Origin of the sequence: Roseateles noduli, from assembly GCF_050626985.1 — a bacterium.
Lineage (GTDB): Bacteria > Pseudomonadota > Gammaproteobacteria > Burkholderiales > Burkholderiaceae_C > Roseateles > Roseateles noduli_A.
Window position 1 is genome coordinate 444,645 of sequence record NZ_CP192463.1, and the last position, 22,500, is coordinate 467,144.

Consider the following 22,500-nt stretch of genomic DNA (forward strand, 5'->3'; position numbering starts at 1 on the left):
GGCATGACAACCGCCGCCGCTGCTGGTGCAGCGCTTTGCCGACCCTTCTGCCGTGCTTTCCGCCGACCGTGCCGCCGCCCTGCCGGCGGCGTCCGCGCAGGCTCAGCGGCTGTGCGCCGTCAGCTTCGCCAGCGGCGAGGCCAGGCTGATCCCGGGCGCGGCACGGCGCGCGCTGGGGCGGCCGTCCGCGTCGGTCTCGTCGAGCTCCGGATGCGCCGCGCCGAGCGCCAGTCCGGCCGCGCCCGCGTTGTCGCGTCGCATCGCGACGCCCACCGCCAGCATGTCGATCACCAGCAGGTGCAGGATGCGGCTGATCATCGGCAGGTGCGTGGCGACATCCTCCACGTGGTCGACGATCAGCGCCGCGTCGGCCTTCTTCGCCAGCGGCGATTGGCTCGCCGTGATCGCCAGCACATGCGCGCCGCGTTCGCGCGCGGCATCCGCCACCGCGATCAGCTCGGGCAGCTTGCCGCTGCTGCTGATCAGCACGGCGACGTCGCCGGCCTTGAGCGTCTGCGCGGCCAGCAGCTGCAGCCGCGGCTCGACATACGCATTGCAGGCGACCCCCAGCCGCAGGAACTTGAACTGCGCGTCCTGCGCCACGACGCCGTAATGGCCGATGGCGAAGAACTCGATGCGCGAGGCCTTGAGCAGCAGCTCGATGCTGCGGTCGATCATGTCGCGGTTGAGCTGGCTGCGCACCTGCAGGATCGCCGAGGCGGTGTTGCCCAGCACCTTCTCGCCCAGCTCCACCATCGAGTCGTCCTGCGTGACCTGCGTGTGGCTGACCGGCACGGTGCCGGTCAGGCCCGAGGCCAGGCGCAGCTTGAAGTCGGACAGGCCCTCGCAGCCCAGCGAGCGGCAGAAGCGGATCACCGTCGGCTGGCTGACGCTGGCCGCGCGGGCGATCTCCGCGATCGGGTCGTTCAGCACCTTGCGCGAATGCGCCAGCACATGGTCCGCGACGCGCTGCTCGGCCGGCGAGAGACCGTCGCGCGCGCGCCGGATCTGGCTGACGATCGCCGAGGCGCCGCCGCTGGTCTGCAGGCTGCGCAGCTGCGCTTCCAGGATCGCCGAGGCCCCCTTGAAGGTCGCGTGTTCGGCCGTGATCACGAAGGTCGGGATCGCGGCGACGTAGTCGGTGAAGCGGCCCTTGTCCTCGAAGCGTTCGCGGAAACGCGAGCGGTCGAAGTACTCGCCCAGCCGCGGCACGATGCCGCCGCCGATGTAGATGCCGCCCAGCGCGCCCAGCGTCACCGCCAGGTTGGCCGCGGCGGTGCCCAGCAGCGTGCAGAAGAGGTCCAGCGTCGCCTCGCAGACCGGGTCGGCGGCCTCGAGCGCCCGCGCGGTGATGTCGGGCGCGCTCAGCGGCTCCGACGGACGCTTCAGGTAGTCCGCCATCGCGCGATGGATCAGCTCAAGACCTGGCCCCGACAGCAGGCGCTCGAAGGAGACGTGCTCGTACTCGTTCCAGGCGAAGCGCAGCAGCGCGATCTCGCGCTCGTCGCGCGGCGCGAAGTTGGTGTGGCCGCCTTCGGAGCCGAGCGAGATCCAGCCGTCGCCGGCGGGGATCAGGCCCGAGACGCCCAGGCCGGAGCCCGAGCCCAGCAGGCCGATGACGCTGTGGGCGCGCGGCTCGCCGCCGCCGATCTGGCGGATCTCGCTGCCGTGCAGCCGGGGCAGGGCCATCGCCAGCGCGGTGAAGTCGTTGACGACCACCAGCGTGTCCAGGCCCAGGCGCTGGCGGGCTTCCTCGATCGAGAACTGCCAGTGGTAGTTGGTCATGCGCACCAGGTCGCCCTCGACCGGGTTGGCGATCGCGATCGCCGCGTGGGCCACTTTCAGCTGGCGCGGCAGCCGGTCCATGTAGGCGCGCACCGCGGCGTGGAAGTCGGCGTGCTCGGCGCAGCGCAGCAGCGCGATGTGCTCGAACTCCCCCGGGGTGGTCTCCAGGGCGAAGCGGGCGAAGGTGCCGCCGATGTCGGCGATCAACCGGGGACTGTCGAATTCACGCATGAAGGAGGGGCGGTGACCGGGAGGCGATTATGGCGCGCCGCCCTGGATGGATCGGAAGGGTTCGCCCTAGCGGCGGCGAGGCGCGCGGAGGCTGCGGTTTGCCGGCTTGCATCGGTTGGTGGTGTAGTGTGACTACAGCAATATGAACACGTTACGGCCGGATCTGGTGGAGTGAAAACTCCATCACTGACAATCACTTGCGGACGGTAGTCGAACCGTCCTCTGATATCGTGCGGCGGGCGAGCGACGACCCGGTGACTTCGCTCTTGTGCGATGTGTGTAGTTTTGCTACCTTGCGCGGATGCCGCCATTGGGGCGGCCCCCGGCGCGGCGACGGACACACGCCACGCGCCGCCAACGAGCCGAACCGGCGACTCCGCCGAACCAGCAGCAGGACAAGAACAGTGCAAGCAGATCAGGGTGTGGCTTCGAGCCAGACAGGGGACGCCGCGGGATATCCGTGGCTGGTGGCGGACATCGGCGGCAGCAATGCCCGCTTCGCCTGGGTCGACGGCGCCGGCCAGCGCGTCCAGCACGTGCGCAAGCTGCCGGTCGCCCACTATGACTCGCTGCGGGCCGCGGCCGAGGCCTATCTGAAGGAACTCGCCGGGCTGGGCGTATCGGCGCGGCCGAGGCGGGCCTCGCTGGCGCTGGCCACCGCGATCAACAGCGACCGCATCGAGCTGACCAACAGCCACTGGACCTTCTCGCGCAGCCAGTTGCAGGCCGACCTGGGTCTGGATGAACTGCGGCTGCTGAACGACTTCGAAGCGCTGGCGCTGTCACTGCCGGGCTTGCGCGCGGACCAGGTCGCGGCCGTGCCGGGCCCGTCGCTGGCGACGCCGCGCGGCACGCTGGCGGTGATCGGGCCGGGCACCGGCCTGGGCGTGGGCGGCGTGATCGAGACTTCGGGCGGCTGGGTCGCGCTGGCGGGCGAGGGCGGTCACATGACGCTGGCGCCGACCAACGACTACGAGAGCGAGCTGCTCGCGGCCGCGCGCAAGGAGTTCCCGCATGTCTCCGCCGAGCGCTTCCTGTCCGGCATCGGCCTGCCGACGCTGCATGCGGCGGTGGCGGCCGTGGCCGGCCAGCCGTCGGCGCAGCGCCTGACGGCGGAGCAGATCGTCGAGGGCTCCCTGTCCGGCGATGCGATCTGCGCGAAGACGATGGACCAGTTCTGCGCCTTCCTCGGCAGCTTCGCCGGCAGTGTCACCCTGGCGCTGGGCGCGCGCGGTGGCGTCTACATCGGTGGCGGCATCGTGCCGCGCCTGGGGGAGCGCTTCTTCCAGTCGTCCTTCCGGGCGCGTTTCGAGGACAAGGGCCGTTTCGCGCCCTACCTGGCCTCGGTGCCCTGCGTGCTGATCACCGACACGTTGACCGCCTTGGCCGGCGCCGCGTTCGCGTTGGAGCAGTCGGTGCGCTGAGTGCCACAGTCGGTTGTAGTCCAGCTACATAACGACTTCTCAACGGCGGCCCGAGTGGCCGCCGTTTTTCATTTCCCGTCCCTAATTTGCAGGTTTATCAGTGGAAACCCGAAGTAACTTCGTCGTTTTTCCACCATGGAAGCTGCGTTTCCTGTTGTCCAGGGTTTGCGAGAGCTTGGATCGTGATCTAGTTTTAGTACAGAATTCTTTCAGAACGTTGGGTACCGTCGTTCAAACAGGAGACAAACAAATGAAGACATCGCACGCCTCGCGCGAGTTGTTCCGGGTGCAGCCCGTCGCTGCCGGTTGCCTGATGACGCTGGCCCTGATGGCCGGCGCCGCGCACGCGCAACAAGCCCAGACCCAGGCCCAGACGGAAGCCGACAAGCAGGCGGCCGAGAAGGCCGCCGCGGACCGCCAGCTGGAAACCGTGACCGTCACCGGCATCCGCCGCGGCATCGAGGCCGCGATCTCGGTGAAGAAGAACGCCGACTCCATCGTCGAGGCCGTGTCGGCCGAAGACATCGGCAAGCTGCCCGACGTGTCGATCGCCGAGTCGATCGCACGCCTGCCCGGCCTGTCGGCCCAGCGCGTGGCCGGCCGCGCGCAGGTGATCTCGGTCCGCGGCCTGTCGCCGGACTTCGCGACCTCGCTGCTCAACGGCCGCGAGCTGGTCTCCACCGGCGACAACCGCAGCGTCGAGTTCGACCAGTACCCGTCCGAGCTGCTCAGCGGCGTGGTCGTCTACAAGACGCCGGACGCCGGTCTGGTCGGCCAGGGCCTGTCGGGCACGATCGACATGCAGACGGTCCGTCCGCTCAACTTCAGCAACCGCGTCATCACGCTGAACGCGCGCGGCCAGCGCAACTCGCTGGGCTCGGCGGCCAACGCCAGCGCCACCGGCAATCGCCTGAGCGCCAGCTACATCGACCAATTCGCCGACCGCACCATCGGCGTGTCGCTGGGCTACGCGCACCAGGAGACGCCGACGCAGGAAGAGCAGGTCGGCCTGTACGAGCCCTGGGACACCTCGGCGCGCACCGGCCTGGCCGCGGGCACCTACAACTCCGGCGGCATCAAGGCGCTGCGCCGCACCGGCAAGACCGAACGCGACGCGCTGATGGGCACGGTCGAGTTCCGCCCGACCAAGAACTGGACCAGCGTCGTCGACGGCTTCTGGACCAAGGCCAAGGCGGTGGACACGGCCAACCAGTTCGAGATGAGCATGACCTGGAACGGCAACAACGCGCCGCTCGACTGGTCCGGCGTCACGACCAACAGCGCCAACACGCAGACCGGCGGCACGCTGCTGAACGCGTATCCGCTGGTCCGCGGCATGTACAACAAGCGCGACGACAAGATCGTCGCCACCGGCTGGAACAACAAGCTGAAGTTCGACAGCGGCCTGTCGCTGACGGCCGACGTGAACTACTCGCGCGCCACGCGCAACGAGATCAACCTCGAGAACAACACGCAGCTGCTGTCGGCGCCGGGCGCGGTCCCGCTGGACAACGTCAAGCTGGCGTTCAACTCGGGCGACTTCTCGCAGATCGTGCCGGGCCTGAACTATTCCGACCCGACCAAGCTCTACCTGCAGAACACCATCTACGGCTCGGGCTACGGCAAGACGCCGAGCGTCAAGGATGAGCTGACCGGCTTCAAGCTGGTGGGCAACATGCCGGCGCCCGCCGTGGTGAACGGCTGGTTCTCGGACTTCGACGTCGGTGTGAACTACGCGGACCGTTCGAAGAAGAAGCGCCAGCCGGAAGGCAACATCAACGTCGGCGCGCAGGGCAACACGGCGATCGGGTCGGACCTGCAGTACAGCCCGGTGGACCTGAGCTTCTCGGGTCTGGGCATGATTCCGGCGTGGAACGTGCCGGGCGCGGTCGGCCGCTACATGACCTTCAACCCGACGGACACGGAGAGCTACCTGATCTCCAAGGCCTGGGACGTGAAGGAGAAGGTGGCGACGGTGTTCTTCAAGGGCAACATCGACTCGTCGACCTTCGGCATCCCGATGCGCGGCAACATCGGCCTGCAGGTGGTGCACACGGACCAGTCGTCGCAGTCGAACTACTTCGACGGCACGGCCCCGGCGGGCCAGCAGGTCAAGCCGCTCAACGGCGGCAAGAAGTACACCGACTACCTGCCGGCGCTGAACCTGGCGTGGTCGCTGACGGATGACCAGACGCTGCGTTTCGCCATCGCCAAGCAGATGGCGCGCGCGAAGGTGGACCAGCTGCGTTCGGCGCTGGACTTCGGCGTCGACGCGACGACAGGCAAGCCGGGCGCGAGCGGCGGCAACCCGGAGCTGGATCCGTGGCGCGCCAACGCGGTCGACCTGTCCTGGGAGAAGTACTTCGGCTCCAAGGCCTACGTGTCGGTGGCGGGCTACTACAAGGATCTGCGCAGCTACATCTACACGCAGGGCAACGACCGCTACGACTTCTCGCGCTTCGTCGCCGGCTACACGCCGCAGCCGGGCCAGCCCGACGCGCTGCTGACCGGCACGTACACGGCCCCGTACAACGGCCAGGGCGGCAAGCTGCGCGGCATGGAGCTGACGGCCTCGCTGCCGTTCAACCTGTTCAGCAAGTCGCTGAACGGCTTCGGCATCGTCGCGAGCGCCAGCTTCAATAGCAGCAACATCGAGATCAAGGATCCGGAGAGCGCGAGCAGCGTGGGGTCGGGCTTCATCTCGCTGCCGGGCCTGTCCAAGCGCGTGTACAACCTGACCGCGTACTACGAGGCCAACGGCTTCGAGGCCCGCATCAGCCAGCGCAAGCGTTCGGACTTCATCGGCGAGATCGGCAACTTCAACGGTGCGCGCACGCTGCGCTACGTGGTCGGCGAGAGCATCGTCGACGCGCAGATCGGCTACAACTTCACCGAGGGTCCGTTCAAGGGACTGGGCCTGCTGGCGCAGGTCAACAACCTGACCGACGAGGCCTACCGCACGTATGCGGCCACGAAGGACCGTCCGCTGGAGTACATCAAGTGGGGCCGGACCTACCTGATCGGCGCGACTTACAAGTTCTGATGAACGGCTGAACCGCCGGGCCCGATCGGGTCCGGTTCTGCGAACGATGCAGCCCCGTCCGGCGTAAGCCGGGCGGGGCTGTTGTCATTGACGATCGGTGAGTCATTCTCTTTTGAACAAACATAGATATTCATAGAAGTAAGAATGTACTAATATCTATTTCATGCCGAAGCGACCTGTCGCGATTGATCAGATGCCGGTTGCGGTGCTTTCCCATCTGCGCGAGCTTGGGGAAAACCTCTCGCTCGCTCGCAAGCGCAGACAAGAGCCGCTGAAGTCGTGGGCGCAACGGATCGGAGTCTCCGAGCCCACGTTGATGCGTATGGAAAAGGGGGATCCCACGGTCTCGATGGCCGTCTACGCGACGGCGTTGTGGCTCATGGGTCGGGATGCCGCACTGCCGGAACTTGCTGCGCCGGAGCATGACCGCGGTGCGTTGGAGCAAGCGGTACGGGTCGCCCGGCAGCGGGCTGTCAGGAAGCGCACAACGATCGACGAGCGTCTTGCGGCTGTCGATGCGGCCGCACGCGCGAGCACACGGCAGGGGAAGGGTGAGGAATGACAGAGTCCCGAGGGAACTACGAACCCACCGACATGCTCTGGCTGTGGGAGCTCACGAATCCGGAGTTGCCACGGCTGATCGGTGAACTGCGCCTCGTGCGTTCGCTCAAGGGCGTGTCTTTGACCTACGCCGAAGCGTGGCTCCATCACGGGTTTGCGCTCAGTGAGGATCTGCTACTGGACAAGGGAGAGATCCTGCCAGCGGAGAAGGAAACGGCGGTCGGCGCGGTCGACGATGCGCGTCCTGACCGGTGGGGCGAGCGAGTGATCCGTTTTCTCGATCGTCCCAAGCGCCTGTCGGTACTCGACTACCTCTACTACGCAGGGCACGAGCGGTTCGGTGCGCTGGGCGTCTCGACCTCCAAAGACGTGTATCTGCCGCGCCGGCTCGGACCATTGCCGCAGCTCGCCGACGTGTCGACGATGGAGGAGCTCGCACGCCGTATCCTCGCGGGCGAGCCTGTGGATGATGCGAACCGGCGCTTGATCGCACCGGGCGTGACCTTCGGTGGAGCGCGGCCGAAGGGTTTGATCGACATGGACGGTCACCAGTGGGTCATCAAGTTCTCCGAACAGGGGGAGGACTACGACATGCCCCTGATTGAGCACGCGACGATGACGCTGTGCGCGCTGGCCGGCATCGACGTCGCCAAGACGCGAGCGATCCGATTGCCGCAGGGACATGCGGTCGCGGTTCGTCGCTTCGATCGGGTGGGCGGCCGCCGTTTACATGCCATGTCCGCCAACGTGGCGCTCAAGGCGATGAAAGCGGAACTCGGCTACCCGGAGCTGGCTCAACTGCTGCGGCGCCGAGGTGGGACGGTCGATGGAAAGGCCCAGGAGCAGATGCGCGAACTGTTCCGCCGCATGGTGTTCAACATCCTCATCGACAACACCGACGACCATGAAAAGAACCATGTTCTATTGAGGACGGAGCGTGGGGATCTCGCGTTGTCGCCGGCGTTCGACGTGTTGCCATCGGGCCAGGCGTTGGGCTATCAACAATTGCGTGTTGGCACGCAAGGGCACGATTCGACGATCGACAACGCAATGACGGAGGCCCGACTGTTCGGCCTCAAGGATCAGGACGCCAAGGCGGAAATCGCTCGTGTTGCCGGGGTCGTTGGAGGATGGAAGGAGCACTTCCTCCGGGCCGGTGTTGCCTCCCGCGACATTGAGTTGCTTGCCGAGCAGATCGATCGCCCGCACCTTGCCTTGCAGCGCGCTGCGTATGGCGGTTGACCTCAATCCCCCACCAGCACCCGCCCCGACATCGGCCCGATCTCGATCAACAGCTTGCCGTTCGTCGTCGCCTTCATCGGCGCGCCGGGCGTCATCGCATCGATGAATGGGATGCCGCGCAGCGCGGCGGGCAGCGTGAGTTCGACGCGCATCGGCTCGGTGGCGTTGTTCATCGCGACGATCGCGTTGCGCCGGCCGTCCTGGCGCAGCAGCACGATGACGTGTTCGTCGAGCCACAACGGCGCCGACAGGGTGCCGTGCCGCAGCACCGGCTGCGCGTGTCGCAGCGCCACGAGGCGCTTGAACTGGTCGCGCAGCGCGAGGTCCGGCTGGCCGCCCTCGTCGGCCCACGGATACGGCGCGCGGTTGTACGGGTCCTCGCCGCCGCCGAGGCCGACCTCGTCGCCGTAGTAGATCGTCGGCGCACCCGGATACGTCATCTGGAAAAAGACTGCCAGCAGCAGGCGGCGCTTGCCGTCGGCGATCTTCTCGGGCGGGCTGTCGTCGCGCACGCCGAAGTGATGCAGCGCGCGCGGCTGGTCGTGCGACGACAGCAGCGTCATCGACGCGAACAGCGACGGCGCCGGGTAGGACTCGCGCAGCAGCTCGAGGTTCTGGTAGACGCGGTCCGCCGGCGCGCCGGCCGCGTAGTCCAGCACCGTGTTGCGGAAGATGTAGTTCATCGTCGCGTCGAAGGTGTCGCCGAGGAAGAACTTGCTCGCGTCGAACCAGGTCTCCGCGATCGTCAGTGCGCCCGGCTGGTGGCGCTTCACCGCGACACGCCAAGCGCGCCAGAAATCGTCCGGCACCCACGGCGCCACGTCCATGCGCCAGCCCGCCGCGCCGCGGTCGAGCCAGAACTGCATCACGCCGTCCCGGCCGAAGGCGTAGTCGCGGAACGCGCGGCTGGACTTGTCGAGCTCGGGCAGGTCCTTGATGCCGATCCAGGCGGCGTACTGCTCGTCGGGCTGGCTCCTGGAAAGATCGAACTTGAACCAGCGCGCATACGGCGACGCGGGATTGGGCTTGCCGTTGTCGAAGGCGCCGCCGGCGGGGAAGTTGCCGAAGCGGTTGAAGTAGGGCGAGTCCGCGCCGACGTGGTTCAGCGAGGTGTCGGGGATCACGCGCAGGCCGCGCTTGCCGGCCTCGCTGGTCAGGCGCTCGAAGTCGGCGTTGCTGCCGAAGGCCGGATCGATGCGCTTGTAGTCGCCGGTGTCGTACTTGTGATTGCTGGCGGCCTGGAACACGGGCGTCAGGTAGAGCGCGTTGGCGCCGAGGTCGCGCAGATCGTCGAGCTTCTCGATGATCCCGGCGAGGTCGCCGCCGAAGAAGTCGTTGTTGTAGACCGCGTCGGAGCCGTCGCCGCTGCCGGGCTTGTAGGGCCGGTCCAGCCAGCGCGGGTGACGCTCGATGCCGTGGTCCTGGTACTTCGCCTGGCCGACCTGCGGGTCGTTGCGCTTGTCGCCGTTGCGGAAGCGCTCCGGGAAGACGTAGTAGTAGACGAGATCGCGGGCGAAGTCGGGCACGGCGAAGTCGGAGGCATGGATCGTCTGCCGGTAGCGGCGGATCGAGAACGGCCCCTTGGCATCGGAGCCATCGGGCAGCGGGGCGATGGCCGCGGGGCCCATCGAGCCCTTCTCCTTGGTCCAGTAGATGGCGTCGGCGTTGTTCTGCACGACGTAGCGCGCGCCGCCGATCGTGGCGATGAAGTAGTAGCCGTAGACCCCTGGCGAGCCGAAGCGATGGCGCGCCTGCCATCGATCGCGACCGGCGGCGACGCCGGCCTTGTGCAGCGGCACGCGGGCTTCTTCGGCGTAGGCGATCAGGTCTTCATTGCCCTCGACGCGGCGGCGCTCGATGACAAGCTCGAGCTTGTCGACGCCGGGCAGGGCGGTCAGCTGGAAGTCGATCCAGGTCTTGGCGGGCAAGGCGCCGAAGGGCTTCTTGAATTCGACGAGGCGTGAGTCGTAGCGCAGGCTGGCCGCGATCGGCGGCAGAACGGGCATCGAGGCCGAAGAGGCGGGAGAGGCTGGCGCCTCCGCAGCCTGCGGCGCGGGCGCCTGGCCGGACGCCAGCAGCGGCATCAGCAGCGCGATGCACGACACGCGGCGGGAAAGACGAGGCGAGGCTTTCATGGGCCAACGCTACCGCGAAGCGATGCAGATGGATGCTGGTGTTCCTCCGCATCCCGGGTGGTCATGCGCCTCAGTTCCCGCTCGCCGCGCCCGACGCCGGCGTCGCGCCCGTTGTGCCGGTCGTGCTGGGCGTGCTGGTCGAGCCCGTGGCCCCCGTCGCCTTCCTCCAGCTCGCCAGCGTGTTGGCGAACTCGATGACCGCCATCGCGTAGTAGCTGCTCTGGTTGTAGCGGGTCACCGTGTAGAAGTTCTGCGTACCCGCCACGTACACGGGCGCTGCGCCGCCCATCTGGAGTTCGATCAGCGCCAGCGGTCCGGTGTGCGCGCGGCCCTGCGGCGACAGCTGCGCGCCGACCGATTCGAACTGCCGCGCGTCCAGTTGCGGCAGCACGTCGCTGATCAGCAGCTGGGCCCGCGCCGCCGTGTCGTTGGGCACCTGCACCTCGTAATGCGTCGGCATGCCGCGCTGCCAGCCGTGCTCGCGCAGGAAGTTGGCCACCGAGCCGATCGCGTCGACGGGGCTGTTGACCAGGTCCACGTGGCCGTCGCCGTCGAAGTCGATCGCGTAGCGGCGCCAGCTGCCCGGCATGAACTGGCCCCAGCCGATCGCGCCCGCGTACGAGCCCTTCATCGACATCGGGTCCAGACCGTTCTCGCGCGCCAGGATCAGGAACTGGCGCAGTTCCTCCCGGAAGAACGGACTGCGGTCGCGCGCGCCCGGCGGCAGCGGCGAGGGGTAGTCGAAGCTCAGCGTCGCCAGCGCGTCCAGCACGCGGAAGCCGCCCATGATGCGGCCGTAGAAGGTCTCCACGCCGATGATCGACGCGATGACCTCCGCCGGCACGCCGTAGGTCGCCTCGGCGCGCGCCAGCGCCGCCTCGTGCGTCGCCCAGAACGCGAGACCGGCCTGCAGCCGTTGCGGCTCGACGAAGCGCTGCCGGTACGCGCCCCAGTCCTTCGCCTGTCCGGGCGGCCCCGGCAGGATCAGCCGCTGCACCGTCGGCTGCGGACGCGCCAGCGCCAGCACCGCGCGCAGTTCCTCGCGCCGGTAGCCGAGCGACTCGGCCTGCGCATCGGCGAAAGCCATCACGTCGGCACGATCGCCGTACTCCGGCAGCACGGCCGGCTTGCGGGCGGGTTTCTTCGCCGCCTTCTTCGGGGCGGCCTTCGATGCGGCCTTCGACGCGGCATGCGGGGCCGCCTGCGATCCGGCCGGCGACTGCGCCATCGCCGGCGTCGCCGCCAGCGCGGCCATCAGCGGCGAGGCGGTCATCGCGGTCTGCAGGAGCGTGCTCAGGAACAGGCGACGGGGAGAGGAACTGCGGGTACGGCGGAGGGCGGTCATGCGGGCGGTCTTGCGAACGGGAGCGCGCGGGGCGCGGCGGTGATGCAGGGACGCGGAGCGGCGGATCGGGAGGAGAAACGGCAGCGCAAGGGGAAGCGGGTCGGCAGATCAGCGGCTCAGCGGATCAGCGGGTCAGGCCTTGCCGGAGCTCGGCGCATTGCGCCGCGAACAGGCGTTGCCATTGTGACGTGGCCGCGGCCAGGTCCTGGCGATAGCGCTGCGCTTCCAATTGCAACAGCGACGCCGCCACGGCCTCGGCTCGCGCGCCATGGCGTTCGACGAGCGAGGCCGCCCAGCGGCGCGGCGTCTCGTCGTCGCGGGTCGGCAGGCCGAGGCGATCGAGCTCGCGCCGCACCCGCAGGCGCTGGCGCGACCACGGGTCGTGCGGCCGCCGCTGCCACGCGGCCACGCCGGCGCCGATCACGGCCGTCGCCGTCAGCAGCGCGCCGGCGACCTGTCCCAGCGTGGTCCAGTCGGGGTTGTCGAAGCCGAGCCGCTTGAGCAGGCTCATCTGGTCGCCGGTCGAGAAGTTCAGCACCGACTGCTGCCAGCGGTTGTTGAGCCGCTCCCAGACGGCGCGCAGGTCCGTCAGCAGGCCGGGGCGCAACTGGTCGAGCGCGCCCGTGAACAGGCCCGGTTCCGGCCGCAGCGGCCGGCCCTGGATGCGCTCCGGCGAGACCGCCGCGGTCGGGTCGGCGCGCTGCCAGCCGCCCGAGGGCGTCCAGAACTCGGCCCAGGCATGCGCCTGGCTCATGCGCACGATCAGGTCGCCGTCCTGCAGGTTGGGGTCGGCGCCCTGGAATCCGGTGACCACCCGGGCCGGCACGCCCGCCGCGCGCATCAGCACGACGTAGGCGGACGCGAAGTGTTCGCAGAAGCCGAGCTTGCGATCGAACCAGAATTCGTCGATCGCATCGGGTGTCGTCTCGCCGTAGACGCCCGGCGCCAGCGTGTAGCCGAAGCTGTCGCGGCGGATCTGCGTCAGCAGCTCCCGGCTCACCGCCTGGGCGAGCGCGTCCTCGTCCAGCGTGGCGAAGCGCTGGTTCAGCGACGCGCCGTAGGCCCGGGCGCGCGGATTGACGCCCGGCGGCAGGCTCAGCGATTCATTGCGGTCGGCCCGGCCGAGGCGGGTGCTCGGCACGGCGCGCGGCCAGGCCTCGTGCCGGAAGCGCAGCACCTCGGCGACCGGCAGCGGCACCTGCCACTGGCCCTGCGGCGCGCGGGTCGCGGTTAGGCGCCCGAGCGGCAGCCGTGCCCCGCTGGCACCGGGACTGAATTCGAGCAGCGGGATCGCGGTCACGCGCAACGGATCCATCGTGACCTCGTAGCGGAATACGGGCCCTTCGAGCGCGGGCGCGTCGTCGCCGGGCGACCAGGTCACGCGCGGCGTCGTCCAGGTCTTGCCGTCGAAGCGCGTCAGCACCTGCGCGCGGAAGTACAGCTGCGGCTGGGGCGGCGGCGCGCCGTCGAAGCGCAGGCGCATGGCGATGGTGTCGTCGGTGGCGACGTCCGCGAAGGCGCCGAAGCTCATCGAGTCCGACAGGCCCGTGCGCGCCCCCGAGTCCTTGGGCAGTCCCCACAGCGGCGGGAAGCGCGGGAAGAGCAGGAACAGCGCCACCATCACTGGCAGCCCGATCAGCGTGTTGCGGGCGGCGATGCGCGCGGCGAGTTTCAGGCTGGGGACGCCCTGCGGCATCTGCGCCAGCACCAGGGCCGACAGCAGCGCCCAGACGCAGGCGATCATCCAGATCGCGATCAGCGGCGACTGCGAGTACAGGAACTGCGTCAGCACCAGGAAGAAGCCGAGGAAGAACACGACGAAGGCGTCGCGCTTGGCGCGGAGCTCGAGCGTCTTCAGCGCCATCAGCATCGCGAGCATCGTGATGCCCGCTTCGCGGCCGAGGATGGTCTTGTGCGTGGCGAAGGTCAGGCCGATAACGAGCGCGAGCACGGCCAGCAGGCTCCAGCGTCCGGGGAGCGCCTCGCTGCGCCAGGCCAGGCGCGCGCGCCAGCCGAGCATCAGGGCGGTGAGCAGGCTGCACCACCACGGCAGATGGCCGGCGTGCGGGACGAGCGTGGCCGCGATGATCGCGAGCAGGAACAGCGTGTCGCGCGCTTCGCGCGGCAGGGGGCTGCGGTGCTTGATCGAGCCGCCTGCGGCGGCGGTCGGAGGGAAGGAGGCGCTCATCGCGTCGGCGTCCGCATCGCGGGTCTCGCGGCGGTGGTTCAGGGGAGTTGCTCGGAAGGACGCAACGTAGCACAGGTCAGGGTGACATTGGGGTCAGAGGATGTAGGTCGGAAGCCGCCGTGGCCGTCGGGCGTTCCACAGCATCCAGACCGACAGGCAGGACATGAAGAGGGCGCTGGCCTGATAGCTGTGAAGCAGGGAGAAGTTGTCTCCGGCGACCAGGGGGTAGATGGCCAGCCCGTCCAAGGATCCGCCGAAGGCCAGCGAGACCAGCACGTCGTAGGCCAGGTGCAAGGCCATCGCGCCGAGCAGTGATCGGCTCCACAGATAGAACGATCCGATCATGACGGCGCCCAGGGCCAGGTGAAGCGCGGCGCGCAGGTCGAGCGGCGGACCGAACAGGTGGAGGTAGACGAACAGCAGGATCTGCAAGACGAAGGCAGGCGCTCTGCCGATGACCGGTCCGAGCCGGTCCAGGACGAGGAATCGACAGAGGAGTTCTTCGGACACCGCGGCATGGAATGAAAAGCCGACCAGGTAGAGCCATTGGACGTCGCGGGTGTCGTGGGGGATCCATCTGACCGCGCCGAACGTCGCTCCGAGGATCATCGATGCGACGAGGCCGATGGCCATCAACACGCCGAGCGGAACGGCGCACTGGCACGTTCGGCCGCTGGTCAGTCTCCCAAGGAGTACGCGGCCGAAGAGGAGGTAGACGACGGACAGGTCCAGCAGGGACGTCAGCACCGACGCGGCCAGCGGCGCGTGGATCGACGGGACCTGAAGGAGGTTCTGGCAGATCCACAGGCTCAACCTGTAGGTGACATTGCCGATCAGGTAAAGGCCGAGCAATACCCGCGCCATGGAGGCTGTGCGTTGACGGAGAGTCATGACGCACAGTCTTGCGGGGTCGGGTCTTGCTGGCTATGGCCGATGAGGGTCAACTACGCGGCAAGTCCAACCGGATTGAGCCACGCCACCCACTGATTCCTGTGGTCGCGACGCTGCCAGCATTGCCCAGCGCCGCAAGCTCGAACTACTCCTGGATCAGCGCCAACGCTTCCATGCACACACGGAAGTGGTCCGGTCCGAGGTCCGGCTCGATCGCGATGTCACGCAGCTTGAGGCCGTAGGGCAGGCCCTCTTCCTCCGCCCGCTGCACCCAGGCCGTCAAGCGCGACACGCGTTGCTCGAACGGCAGGCCGCGTGTGGCGGCGAGGTCCAGCCATTGCTCGCTGGCGCGGCTGCCCAGGCGCTCGCGCACCAGCAGTGACGCGCCGCCGCCGCTGCCCGACGCCGGCTGCGGTTGCGCCAGCGCGAGCGCCGATTTCTTCCACAGGATCTGTCGCGGCGAGTCGCCGTGCCGGTAGGGCCGCAGCCCCGGATCGTCGCCCAGGCCCGGCTGGCCCTGGCCTTGCGGCAGACCTTCCTCGACGGCCGCCGCCGGCGGCGCGTCGAGCTCCGGCGCCGGATAGACCCAGGCCTGCGCCGCCGGGCGCCAGTAGCTCCAGGTCACGAACAGCCCGAAGGGGAATTGCGATTCGATGCGCAAGCGCGGCAGCGCATGCCGGCCTCGCGTCGCGAAGCTCAGTTGGAGGTGGAGCTGCGCATGGCCCTGCGCCGGCACATCGGCGTAGGCCGTGTCCGCCGCCTTGGCGTCGGGCAATCTCAGGCCGACGCCGAAACGCGCCGCGCCGGTGTTGTGCAGCCGGATGTCCAGCGCGAGCGGTTGGCCGGCGGAGGTCGCGGGCGGTGTCTTCAGGTCCAGCTTCAGGCCGCGCAGGTTGGCGTGCGTCGCGTTCATCGACGCCATGCCCGCGCCTGCCAGCACGAATGTCAGCAGGTAGCCCAGGCTCAGCTGGTCGTTGATCGAGGCCAGCAGCAGCACCAGCAGCGTCGCGACGAACGCGGCGCCCGGGCGGCTCGGAATGATGTACAGGTTGCGCTGCGTCAGCGCGGTCGTGTCGCTGGCCGGGTGGCGGCCCTGCCACCACTTCTCCCAGCGCCGCTGCCACGGCCAGCGCACCGCCGGCAGCTTCAGCGAGGGGAGTTTCCAGGATGGAACGCGCATGGCGGTGTTCGGCTGCGGCGGTCGGCGGTCGGCGGATCGCGGCGTCGCGATCAGGGCAGCGGCACCGCGGCCATCATCGCGCGCACCTGTTCGCGCGCACCGCGGGCGCTGCCGCCGCGCGGCCGCAGCCGGTGCGCGATGGTCTGCGGCAGGATCGCCTGCACGTCGTCCGGCGAGACGTAGTCGCGCCCGCTCAGCAGCGCCTTCGCTCGCGCCGCCCGCAGCAGCGCCAGGCCGGCGCGTGGGCTCAGGCCTTCCTGGAACCATTCGCCGGAACGCGTCGCCTCCAGCAGCGCCTGCAGGTAGTCCAGCAGCGCCGGCGAGACATGGATGGCCAGGACCGCGCGCTGCAGCTCGCGCAGCTGGTCCGGCGTCATCACCGGCTTGAGCGCGCGCAGCAGCTCGCGGCTGTCGCCGCCCATCAGCAGCTCGCGCTCGGCCTGGCGGTCCGGATACCCCAGGCTGATGCACATCAGGAAACGGTCCAGCTGCGACTCCGGCAGCGGGTGCGTGCCGAGCTGCTCGCTGGGGTTCTGCGTCGCGATCACGAAGAAGGGCAGCGGCAGCGGATGCGTCGTGCCGTCGACGCTGACCTGGTACTCCTCCATCGCCTCGAGCAGGGCGCTCTGCGTCTTCGGGCCGGCGCGGTTGATCTCGTCGGCCAGCAGGACCTGGCTGAACACCGGTCCGGGGTGGAACTGGAAGGGACTGCCGCCGGCCGCCTGCGCGCCCGGCTGGTAGATGTTGACCCCCAGCAGGTCCGACGGCATCAGGTCGGTCGTGAACTGCACCCGCGAGAAGCGCAGCCCCAGCGAGATCGACAGCACATGCGCCAGCGTCGTCTTGCCGACGCCGGGCAGGTCCTCGATGAGCAGGTGGCCGCCGGCCAGCAGGCAGGCCAGACAGTCCTCCGTCTGCGCCTGTTTGCCCTTGATGATCGTGCTAATCTGCCGGCGCAGGTCGGTCAGCGGCTGGGAGGCGAGGGTCGGAGCGGCGGAACTCATCGGCGCACGATATCTCAGAATCCCTTCGCTCCGACGAAGCTCCGAACATGCCCCGACCATGTCCACCGCCTTCATCAGCCACCCCGATTGCCATCGTCACGACATGGGCGCCGGTCACCCGGAATGCCCGCAGCGCCTGGGCGCGATCGAGGACTGGCTGATCGCGCACGGCGTCGACGTCGCGCTCGACCGTCACGAGGCGCCGCGCGCCGAGCTGCAGTCGCTGGAGCGCGCGCATTCGGCCCGCTACGTCGCGGAGTTGAAGGCGGAACTCGAGGCGCTCGAGTCGCAGGCGAAGCAGGGCGTGCCCCATCCGACGAAGGCGCTCGATCCCGACACCAGCGCCAACGCGCACACCTGGGCCGCGGCGCTGCGCGCGGCGGGCGCGGCGGTGCACGCGACCGATCTGGTCGTCGACGGCCGGGCCGAGAACGCCTTCTGCGCGGTGCGTCCGCCCGGCCACCACGCGACGCGCGACCAGGCGATGGGCTTCTGCTTCTTCAACAACGTGGCCGTCGCGGCCCGGCATGCGCTGGACGTGCGCGGCCTGGACCGTGTCGCGGTCATCGACTTCGACGTCCACCACGGCAACGGCACCGAGGACATCCTTGCCGGCGACGATCGCGTGCTGATGGTCAGCATCTTCCAGGACCCGCTGTATCCGTACTCCGGCACCGAGCCCAAGGGCGCGAACATGCTCAACGTGCCGGTGCCGCCCTACACGCGCGGCGCCGAGGTGCGCGAGATGATCGAGTCGCTCTGGATGCCGGCGCTGGAGCGCTTCAAGCCGCAGATGATCTTCGTCTCGGCCGGCTTCGACGCGCACCGCGACGACGATCTGGCGCAGCTCGGCCTGGTCGAGGCCGACTACGAATGGATCACGCTGCGCATCATGGACGTGGCCCGGCGCCACGCGAAGGGCCGCATCGTGTCCTGCCTGGAGGGCGGCTACGACCTGGGCGCGCTGGCGCGCAGCGTCGGCGTGCACCTGCGGACGCTGGCCGGGATCTGAGCCGGTGCCTCGGTCTTCTTCCGCAAGCTCCCGCCGCGCGCGCTTGCCGCACGCGCTCGCCGTACGAGCCGCGCTCGCCCCACTCGTCACGCACGGGCGACCACCCCGCATTCCCCTCGACTGAACGACCCGGCCCGCGCCGGATGCCGACTTGATCTCTTCCTTGAACGCCACCTTGGGTACCACCTCTTCCCTGAACCACACGCTGAGCCTGCGCGAGCTGGAGTCGCTGCTCACCATGCTGGCGCGGCCGCGCGCGCTGATCGAGGTCGGCCTGGTGCTCGCCTGCCTGGCGCTGTCCTGGCTGATCGTCTACCGCATCAGCAAACACGTCACGTCGGCGCCCGGCCAGCATTCCGTGCTGCTCGGCCACCGCATCTTCGACGGCGTCCTGTTCCCGGTCATCGCGCTGCTGCTGGCGCTGGGCGCGCGCCGGCTGATGCCGTTCATCGGCGAACCGGTCGCGCTGTTCCGCGTGGTGATCCCGGTGCTGCTGTCGCTGGTGGTCATCCGCCTTGTCGCGCGCGTGCTGCGGGCCACGATGCCCGATTCCATCGGCATCAAGCTGCTGGAGCGCAGCGTGTCGTGGGTCGCGTGGCTGGGATCGATCCTGTGGATCGTCGGCCTGCTGCCGATCCTCATCGACGAGCTCGACGACTACAAGCTGGGCTTCCTGCCGAAGAACGCCAGGGGCGAATCGACGACGGTGTACGACCTCCTGATCGGCGTGCTGCAGGTGGGCGCGATCATGCTGGTCGTGCTGTGGTTGTCGTCGGCCATCGAGTCGCGGCTGCTGCGCGGCAAGTCGATGCTCGACCTCTCGATGCGCAAGATCGCGGTCAACCTGACGCGCACGGCGCTGCTCGTGGTCGGCGCGATGGTGGCGCTGAACATGGTGGGCCTGAACCTGAGCGCGCTGTCCTGGCTGGGCGGCGCGGTCGGCGTGGGCCTGGGCTTCGGGCTGCAGAAGATCGCGGCGAACTACGTCTCCGGCTTCATGATCCTGGCCGAGCGATCGCTGCGGATCGGCGACATGGTGAAGGTCGACAACTTCGAAGGCCGCATCAGCGACATCAAGACGCGCTACACGGTGATCCGCGCGCTCAACGGCCGCGAGGCGATCGTGCCCAACGAGTCGCTGATCACGACGCGGGTCGAGAACCTCTCGCTCGCCGACCCGCAGGTGAACGTGTCGACGGTGGTGCAGGTGGCCTACGGCACCGACGTGGACGCGCTGTTCCCGCAACTGATCGAGGAAGTGAAGCGCGTCCCGCGCGTGCTGTCCGAGCCGTCGCCGTCGGTGTCGCTGAGCAACTTCGCCGCCGACGGGCTGGAGCTGACGATCGGCTTCTGGATCTCGGATCCGCACAACGGGCAGGGCGGCGTGCGTTCCGACGTCAACCTGGCGATCCTGCGGCTGCTGAACCGGTTGGAGATCGACATTCCGTTCCCGCAACGCGTCGTGCGGACGATGATCGAAGGCCCGATCGCGCCCGCGGAGAAGTGAGCGCATTTGTCGGTGGGCCTACGTCGTGGTGAAGCGGATCACCCGATGAGGGGCTGGCTTCTCCCGGATGCGGACCGTTGAATCGCCTTCCGGCGCGGCTTGCCACCGCGCGCGGCCAAGTGTCGCGAGGTCGTCATAGCCACCCAGCCGCTCGAAGCGGTCGAACACGAACGGCAGGCCTTCCCCGCTGTTCGGCACGCCCTCGTCGCAGAGGTGCAGATGCAGGTGGGGGCCGGTGGAGTCGCCGGTGAATCCCAGCTCGCCCAGCACCTGGCCCTTGCGCACGCGGTCGCCGGGGCGAACGGTCAGGCTGCCCGGGCGCAGGTGCTCGTAGAGGACGTGTCCCCGGCCCGCCAGCGACAGGATGACGTGGTTGCCCGGCGCGTCGATCAAGGGATGACGGCGGTTGCCGGCGATCGACGTCGCCTCGGTCATGTCGTTCCGCGTCGCGCTCACGACGCCGTCCGCGACGGCCAGCACCGGTGCCCCATATCCGAAGTGGCTGGCGGGTCGATCGGCGTCGCCTCGCGCGATGCGTCCGTCCGGGTCCACCTGCACGAAGTCGATGGCATGCCGCCCGGGAATCGTCCAACGATCCGGCTGCTGGAATCCGACGCGCCGGTGACCGCGCGCCCAGGCGGGATCGTGGATCGCGACCCACAGGCCTGCTCCGAGCGGTGGACCGAAGACCGTCGCGCTCTCCGCGGAGACGACGAGGGCGTCGCCTCGACCCTCGCGGTCCGGAGCCCATGCGACGACCGGCAACAGGCGGGGTGGCAGAGGCCGTCCGGGTCGCGAGCGCAGCTCCACGTGGATGAGGAGTCGATCCTCGTCGATGCGCGCGAGACGCCGCGTGAGCGCGGCGTCCTGGAATGCCGCGAAGGTATCGCCGCGATCGGCATCGAGCAGCCGCACCGTCGTCGGCGACGGCTCTCCGGCGGGCCAGGCGAGATGGATCTCGCCGACGAGTTCGTCCTCGCCTTCCACGCGGACCGTGCCTCCCGGTGCGATCAGCCGCGGACGGCTCGATGGCGCCGCCGGAGCCGCGTCGTCCGCCATCGTCGTGGCCCTCGCGGACATCAGCGGCGTGGCGAGCATCGCCAGGGCGGCGCCCGTGAAGGTTCGGCGGGGAAGGCGCGCCAAGCTGTTGGTGGGATCGTTCATGCCCGCAGTGATACGCGGGAAGCGACCACGACACGGAGTGCCGGAAGGCATCGCCAAAGAAAAAGACCACCCGAGGGTGGTCTTGTCATTCGTGATCGCGACGCTGGCGATCACGCGGGGAAGGGCGATCAGCCCGCCGCCACCGGGATCTTGATCGGCTTGCCCGCGGCGATGCGTTGCTGCCACTCGGCCGGGCCGGTGATGTGGGCGCTGGTGCCGCCGGCGTCGACCGCCACCGTCACCGGCATGTCGACCACGTCGAACTCGTAGATCGCTTCCATGCCCAGGTCCTCGAAGCCGACGACCTTGGCGTGCTTGATCGCCTTGGACACGAGGTAGGCCGAGCCGCCCACCGCCATCAGGTAGGCCGACTTGTGGTTCTTGATCGACTCGATCGCGACCGGGCCGCGCTCGGCCTTGCCGATCATCGCGATCAGGCCGGTCTTCTCCAGCATCATGTCGGTGAACTTGTCCATGCGGGTCGCCGTCGTGGGACCGGCCGGTCCCACGACTTCATCGCGCACCGGATCGACCGGGCCGACGTAGTAGATGACGCGGTTGGTGAAGTCCACGGGCAGCGATTCGCCCTTGGCCAGCATGTCCTGGATGCGCTTGTGCGCGGCGTCGCGGCCGGTCAGCATCTTGCCGTTGAGCAGCAGCGTGTCGCCCGGCTTCCAGCTGGCGACTTCATCCTTGGTCAGCGTGTTCAGGTCGACGCGCTTGCTCTTGTTGTAGTCCGGCGCCCACTTCACGTCGGGCCACAGGTCCAGGCTCGGCGGCGTCAGGTAGCTCGGGCCCGAGCCGTCGAGCACGAAGTGCGCGTGGCGCGTGGCGGCGCAGTTCGGGATCATCGCGATCGGCTTGGAGGCCGCGTGCGTCGGGTAGGTCTTGATCTTGACGTCCAGCACCGTGGTCAGGCCACCCAGGCCCTGCGCGCCGATGCCCAGCGCGTTGACCTTCTCGTACAGCTCGATGCGCAGCTCCTCGAGCTTGTCCTTCGGACCGCGCTCGAGCAGCTCGTACATGTCGATGTCGTCCATCAGGGCTTCCTTGGCCAGCAGCGCGGCCTTCTCGGCCGTGCCGCCGACGCCGATGCCCAGCATGCCCGGCGGGCACCAGCCCGCGCCCATCGTCGGCACGGTCTTCAGCACCCAGTCGACGATGTTCTCGCTCGGGTTGAGCATGTAGACCTTGCTCTTGTTCTCCGAGCCGCCGCCCTTGGCCGCGACGATCACGTCGACGGTGTTGCCCGGCACGACGTCCATGAAGATCACCGCGGGCGTGTTGTCCTTGGTGTTCTTGCGCTCGAAGATCGGATCGCTGAGCACCGAGGCGCGCAGCTTGTTGTCCGGATGGTTGTAGGCGCGGCGCACGCCTTCGTTCACTGCGTCCTGGATGGAACCGGGGAAATCGCCCCAGCGCACGTCCATGCCGATCTTCAGGAAGACGTTGACGATGCCGGTGTCCTGGCAGATCGGACGGCGGCCCTCGGCGCACATCTTCGAATTGGTCAGGATCTGCGCGATCGCGTCCTTCGCGGCCACGCTCTGCTCGCGCTCGTAGGCGCGCGCCAGATGCTGGATGTAGTCGGCCGGGTGGTAGTAGCTGATGTACTGCAGCGCGGCGGCGACGCTTTCGACGAGGTCGGCGTAGCGGATGGTGGTCATGGTCGTGGACAGGCTGGTCACGGGAGACGGCGATTATCCTTTTTATCCCGTTACCCGATGAAATCCCCGTCGCCAGAGGCGTCGGCGGGACGCGGTGCGCACGCTTGTGCGAACGCCACAG

The 22,500-nt window shown here is 68.7% G+C and carries 15 protein-coding genes; 6 read left to right on the top strand and 9 right to left on the bottom strand.

What is annotated here, in order from left to right; translation table 11 throughout:
• Positions 1-102: 102 nt before the first annotated feature.
• Positions 103-2,016, bottom strand: coding sequence for a glucokinase (locus ACQ4L4_RS02025; protein ID WP_431102547.1), 1,914 nt, complete (start codon positions 2,014-2,016; stop codon positions 103-105).
• A gap of 404 nt (positions 2,017-2,420) precedes the next feature.
• Between ACQ4L4_RS02025 and glk the strand changes: the two genes are divergently transcribed.
• The 4 genes from glk to ACQ4L4_RS02045 all read left to right on the top strand — a co-directional run bounded on the left by glk (position 2,421) and on the right by ACQ4L4_RS02045 (position 8,286).
• Positions 2,421-3,440, top strand: a complete 1,020-nt coding sequence (gene glk / locus ACQ4L4_RS02030; protein WP_431102548.1) for a glucokinase — start codon at positions 2,421-2,423, stop codon at positions 3,438-3,440.
• Positions 3,441-3,690: 250 nt separating this feature from the next.
• Entirely contained in the window at positions 3,691-6,483 is a 2,793-nt protein-coding gene (locus ACQ4L4_RS02035) for a TonB-dependent receptor (RefSeq protein WP_431102549.1), read from the top strand.
• A gap of 163 nt (positions 6,484-6,646) precedes the next feature.
• On the top strand, positions 6,647-7,045 hold the full coding sequence (locus ACQ4L4_RS02040; RefSeq protein ID WP_431102550.1) for a helix-turn-helix domain-containing protein: 399 nt from the start codon (positions 6,647-6,649) through the stop codon (positions 7,043-7,045).
• Positions 7,046-7,077: 32 nt separating this feature from the next.
• Positions 7,078-8,286: a type II toxin-antitoxin system HipA family toxin gene (locus ACQ4L4_RS02045; RefSeq protein WP_431102551.1), complete on the top strand. Its 1,209-nt coding sequence runs from the start codon at positions 7,078-7,080 to the stop codon at positions 8,284-8,286.
• Positions 8,287-8,288: 2 nt separating this feature from the next.
• On the opposite strand, the gene ACQ4L4_RS02050 is transcribed toward ACQ4L4_RS02045, so the two are convergent.
• The 6 genes from ACQ4L4_RS02050 to ACQ4L4_RS02075 all read right to left on the bottom strand — a co-directional run bounded on the left by ACQ4L4_RS02050 (position 8,289) and on the right by ACQ4L4_RS02075 (position 17,029).
• On the bottom strand, positions 8,289-10,421 hold the full coding sequence (locus ACQ4L4_RS02050; protein ID WP_431102552.1) for a glycoside hydrolase family 13 protein: 2,133 nt from the start codon (positions 10,419-10,421) through the stop codon (positions 8,289-8,291).
• Positions 10,422-10,491: 70 nt separating this feature from the next.
• Positions 10,492-11,649, bottom strand: coding sequence for a lytic murein transglycosylase B (gene mltB, locus ACQ4L4_RS02055; RefSeq protein ID WP_431104847.1), 1,158 nt, complete (start codon positions 11,647-11,649; stop codon positions 10,492-10,494).
• A 241-nt stretch (positions 11,650-11,890) separates the two neighbouring features.
• The gene (locus tag ACQ4L4_RS02060) at positions 11,891-13,954 is read right to left on the bottom strand and encodes a transglutaminaseTgpA domain-containing protein (protein ID WP_431102553.1); all 2,064 of its coding nucleotides are present in this window, start codon (positions 13,952-13,954) and stop codon (positions 11,891-11,893) included.
• Positions 13,955-14,047: 93 nt separating this feature from the next.
• Positions 14,048-14,818 (bottom strand): CPBP family intramembrane glutamic endopeptidase, encoded by a 771-nt coding sequence (locus ACQ4L4_RS02065; protein ID WP_431102554.1) that lies wholly within the window; start codon positions 14,816-14,818, stop codon positions 14,048-14,050.
• Between the two features lie 172 nt (positions 14,819-14,990).
• Positions 14,991-16,025 carry a DUF58 domain-containing protein gene (locus ACQ4L4_RS02070; protein ID WP_431102555.1) on the bottom strand — a complete coding sequence of 345 codons (1,035 nt, stop codon included), beginning with the start codon at positions 16,023-16,025 and terminating at the stop codon, positions 14,991-14,993.
• 50 nt (positions 16,026-16,075) lie between these two features.
• Entirely contained in the window at positions 16,076-17,029 is a 954-nt protein-coding gene (locus ACQ4L4_RS02075; protein ID WP_431102556.1) for an AAA family ATPase, read from the bottom strand.
• 58 nt (positions 17,030-17,087) lie between these two features.
• Here ACQ4L4_RS02075 and ACQ4L4_RS02080 point away from each other — a divergent pair, with 58 nt between their 5' ends.
• Both ACQ4L4_RS02080 and ACQ4L4_RS02085 read left to right on the top strand, forming a co-directional pair.
• Positions 17,088-18,041: a histone deacetylase family protein gene (locus ACQ4L4_RS02080; RefSeq protein ID WP_431102557.1), complete on the top strand. Its 954-nt coding sequence runs from the start codon at positions 17,088-17,090 to the stop codon at positions 18,039-18,041.
• A 163-nt stretch (positions 18,042-18,204) separates the two neighbouring features.
• Positions 18,205-19,548, top strand: coding sequence for a mechanosensitive ion channel family protein (locus ACQ4L4_RS02085; protein ID WP_431102558.1), 1,344 nt, complete (start codon positions 18,205-18,207; stop codon positions 19,546-19,548).
• 18 nt (positions 19,549-19,566) lie between these two features.
• Here the strand turns inward: ACQ4L4_RS02085 and ACQ4L4_RS02090 are convergent, their stop codons facing one another.
• On the bottom strand, positions 19,567-20,826 hold the full coding sequence (locus ACQ4L4_RS02090) for a M23 family metallopeptidase (protein ID WP_431102559.1): 1,260 nt from the start codon (positions 20,824-20,826) through the stop codon (positions 19,567-19,569).
• Positions 20,827-20,840: 14 nt separating this feature from the next.
• Positions 20,841-22,379, bottom strand: a complete 1,539-nt coding sequence (locus ACQ4L4_RS02095) for a fumarate hydratase (RefSeq protein WP_377156135.1) — start codon at positions 22,377-22,379, stop codon at positions 20,841-20,843.
• Positions 22,380-22,500 lie beyond the last annotated feature (121 nt).

Excerpts from the sequence above, each read along its gene's own strand:
- ACQ4L4_RS02025 (WP_431102547.1), bottom strand. The coding sequence starts at position 2,016 with ATGCGTGAATTCGACAGTCCCCGGTTGATCGCCGACATCGGCGGCACC.
- ACQ4L4_RS02035 (WP_431102549.1), top strand. The coding sequence starts at position 3,691 with ATGAAGACATCGCACGCCTCGCGCGAGTTGTTCCGGGTGCAGCCCGTC.
- ACQ4L4_RS02040 (WP_431102550.1), top strand. The coding sequence starts at position 6,647 with ATGCCGAAGCGACCTGTCGCGATTGATCAGATGCCGGTTGCGGTGCTT.
- ACQ4L4_RS02045 (WP_431102551.1), top strand. The coding sequence starts at position 7,078 with ATGCTCTGGCTGTGGGAGCTCACGAATCCGGAGTTGCCACGGCTGATC.
- ACQ4L4_RS02050 (WP_431102552.1), bottom strand. The coding sequence starts at position 10,421 with ATGAAAGCCTCGCCTCGTCTTTCCCGCCGCGTGTCGTGCATCGCGCTG.
- mltB (WP_431104847.1), bottom strand. The coding sequence starts at position 11,649 with ATGGCGCAGTCGCCGGCCGGATCGCAGGCGGCCCCGCATGCCGCGTCG.
- ACQ4L4_RS02060 (WP_431102553.1), bottom strand. The coding sequence starts at position 13,954 with ATGAGCGCCTCCTTCCCTCCGACCGCCGCCGCAGGCGGCTCGATCAAG.
- ACQ4L4_RS02065 (WP_431102554.1), bottom strand. The coding sequence starts at position 14,818 with ATGGCGCGGGTATTGCTCGGCCTTTACCTGATCGGCAATGTCACCTAC.
- ACQ4L4_RS02070 (WP_431102555.1), bottom strand. The coding sequence starts at position 16,025 with ATGCGCGTTCCATCCTGGAAACTCCCCTCGCTGAAGCTGCCGGCGGTG.
- ACQ4L4_RS02075 (WP_431102556.1), bottom strand. The coding sequence starts at position 17,029 with ATGAGTTCCGCCGCTCCGACCCTCGCCTCCCAGCCGCTGACCGACCTG.
- ACQ4L4_RS02080 (WP_431102557.1), top strand. The coding sequence starts at position 17,088 with ATGTCCACCGCCTTCATCAGCCACCCCGATTGCCATCGTCACGACATG.
- ACQ4L4_RS02095 (WP_377156135.1), bottom strand. The coding sequence starts at position 22,379 with ATGACCACCATCCGCTACGCCGACCTCGTCGAAAGCGTCGCCGCCGCG.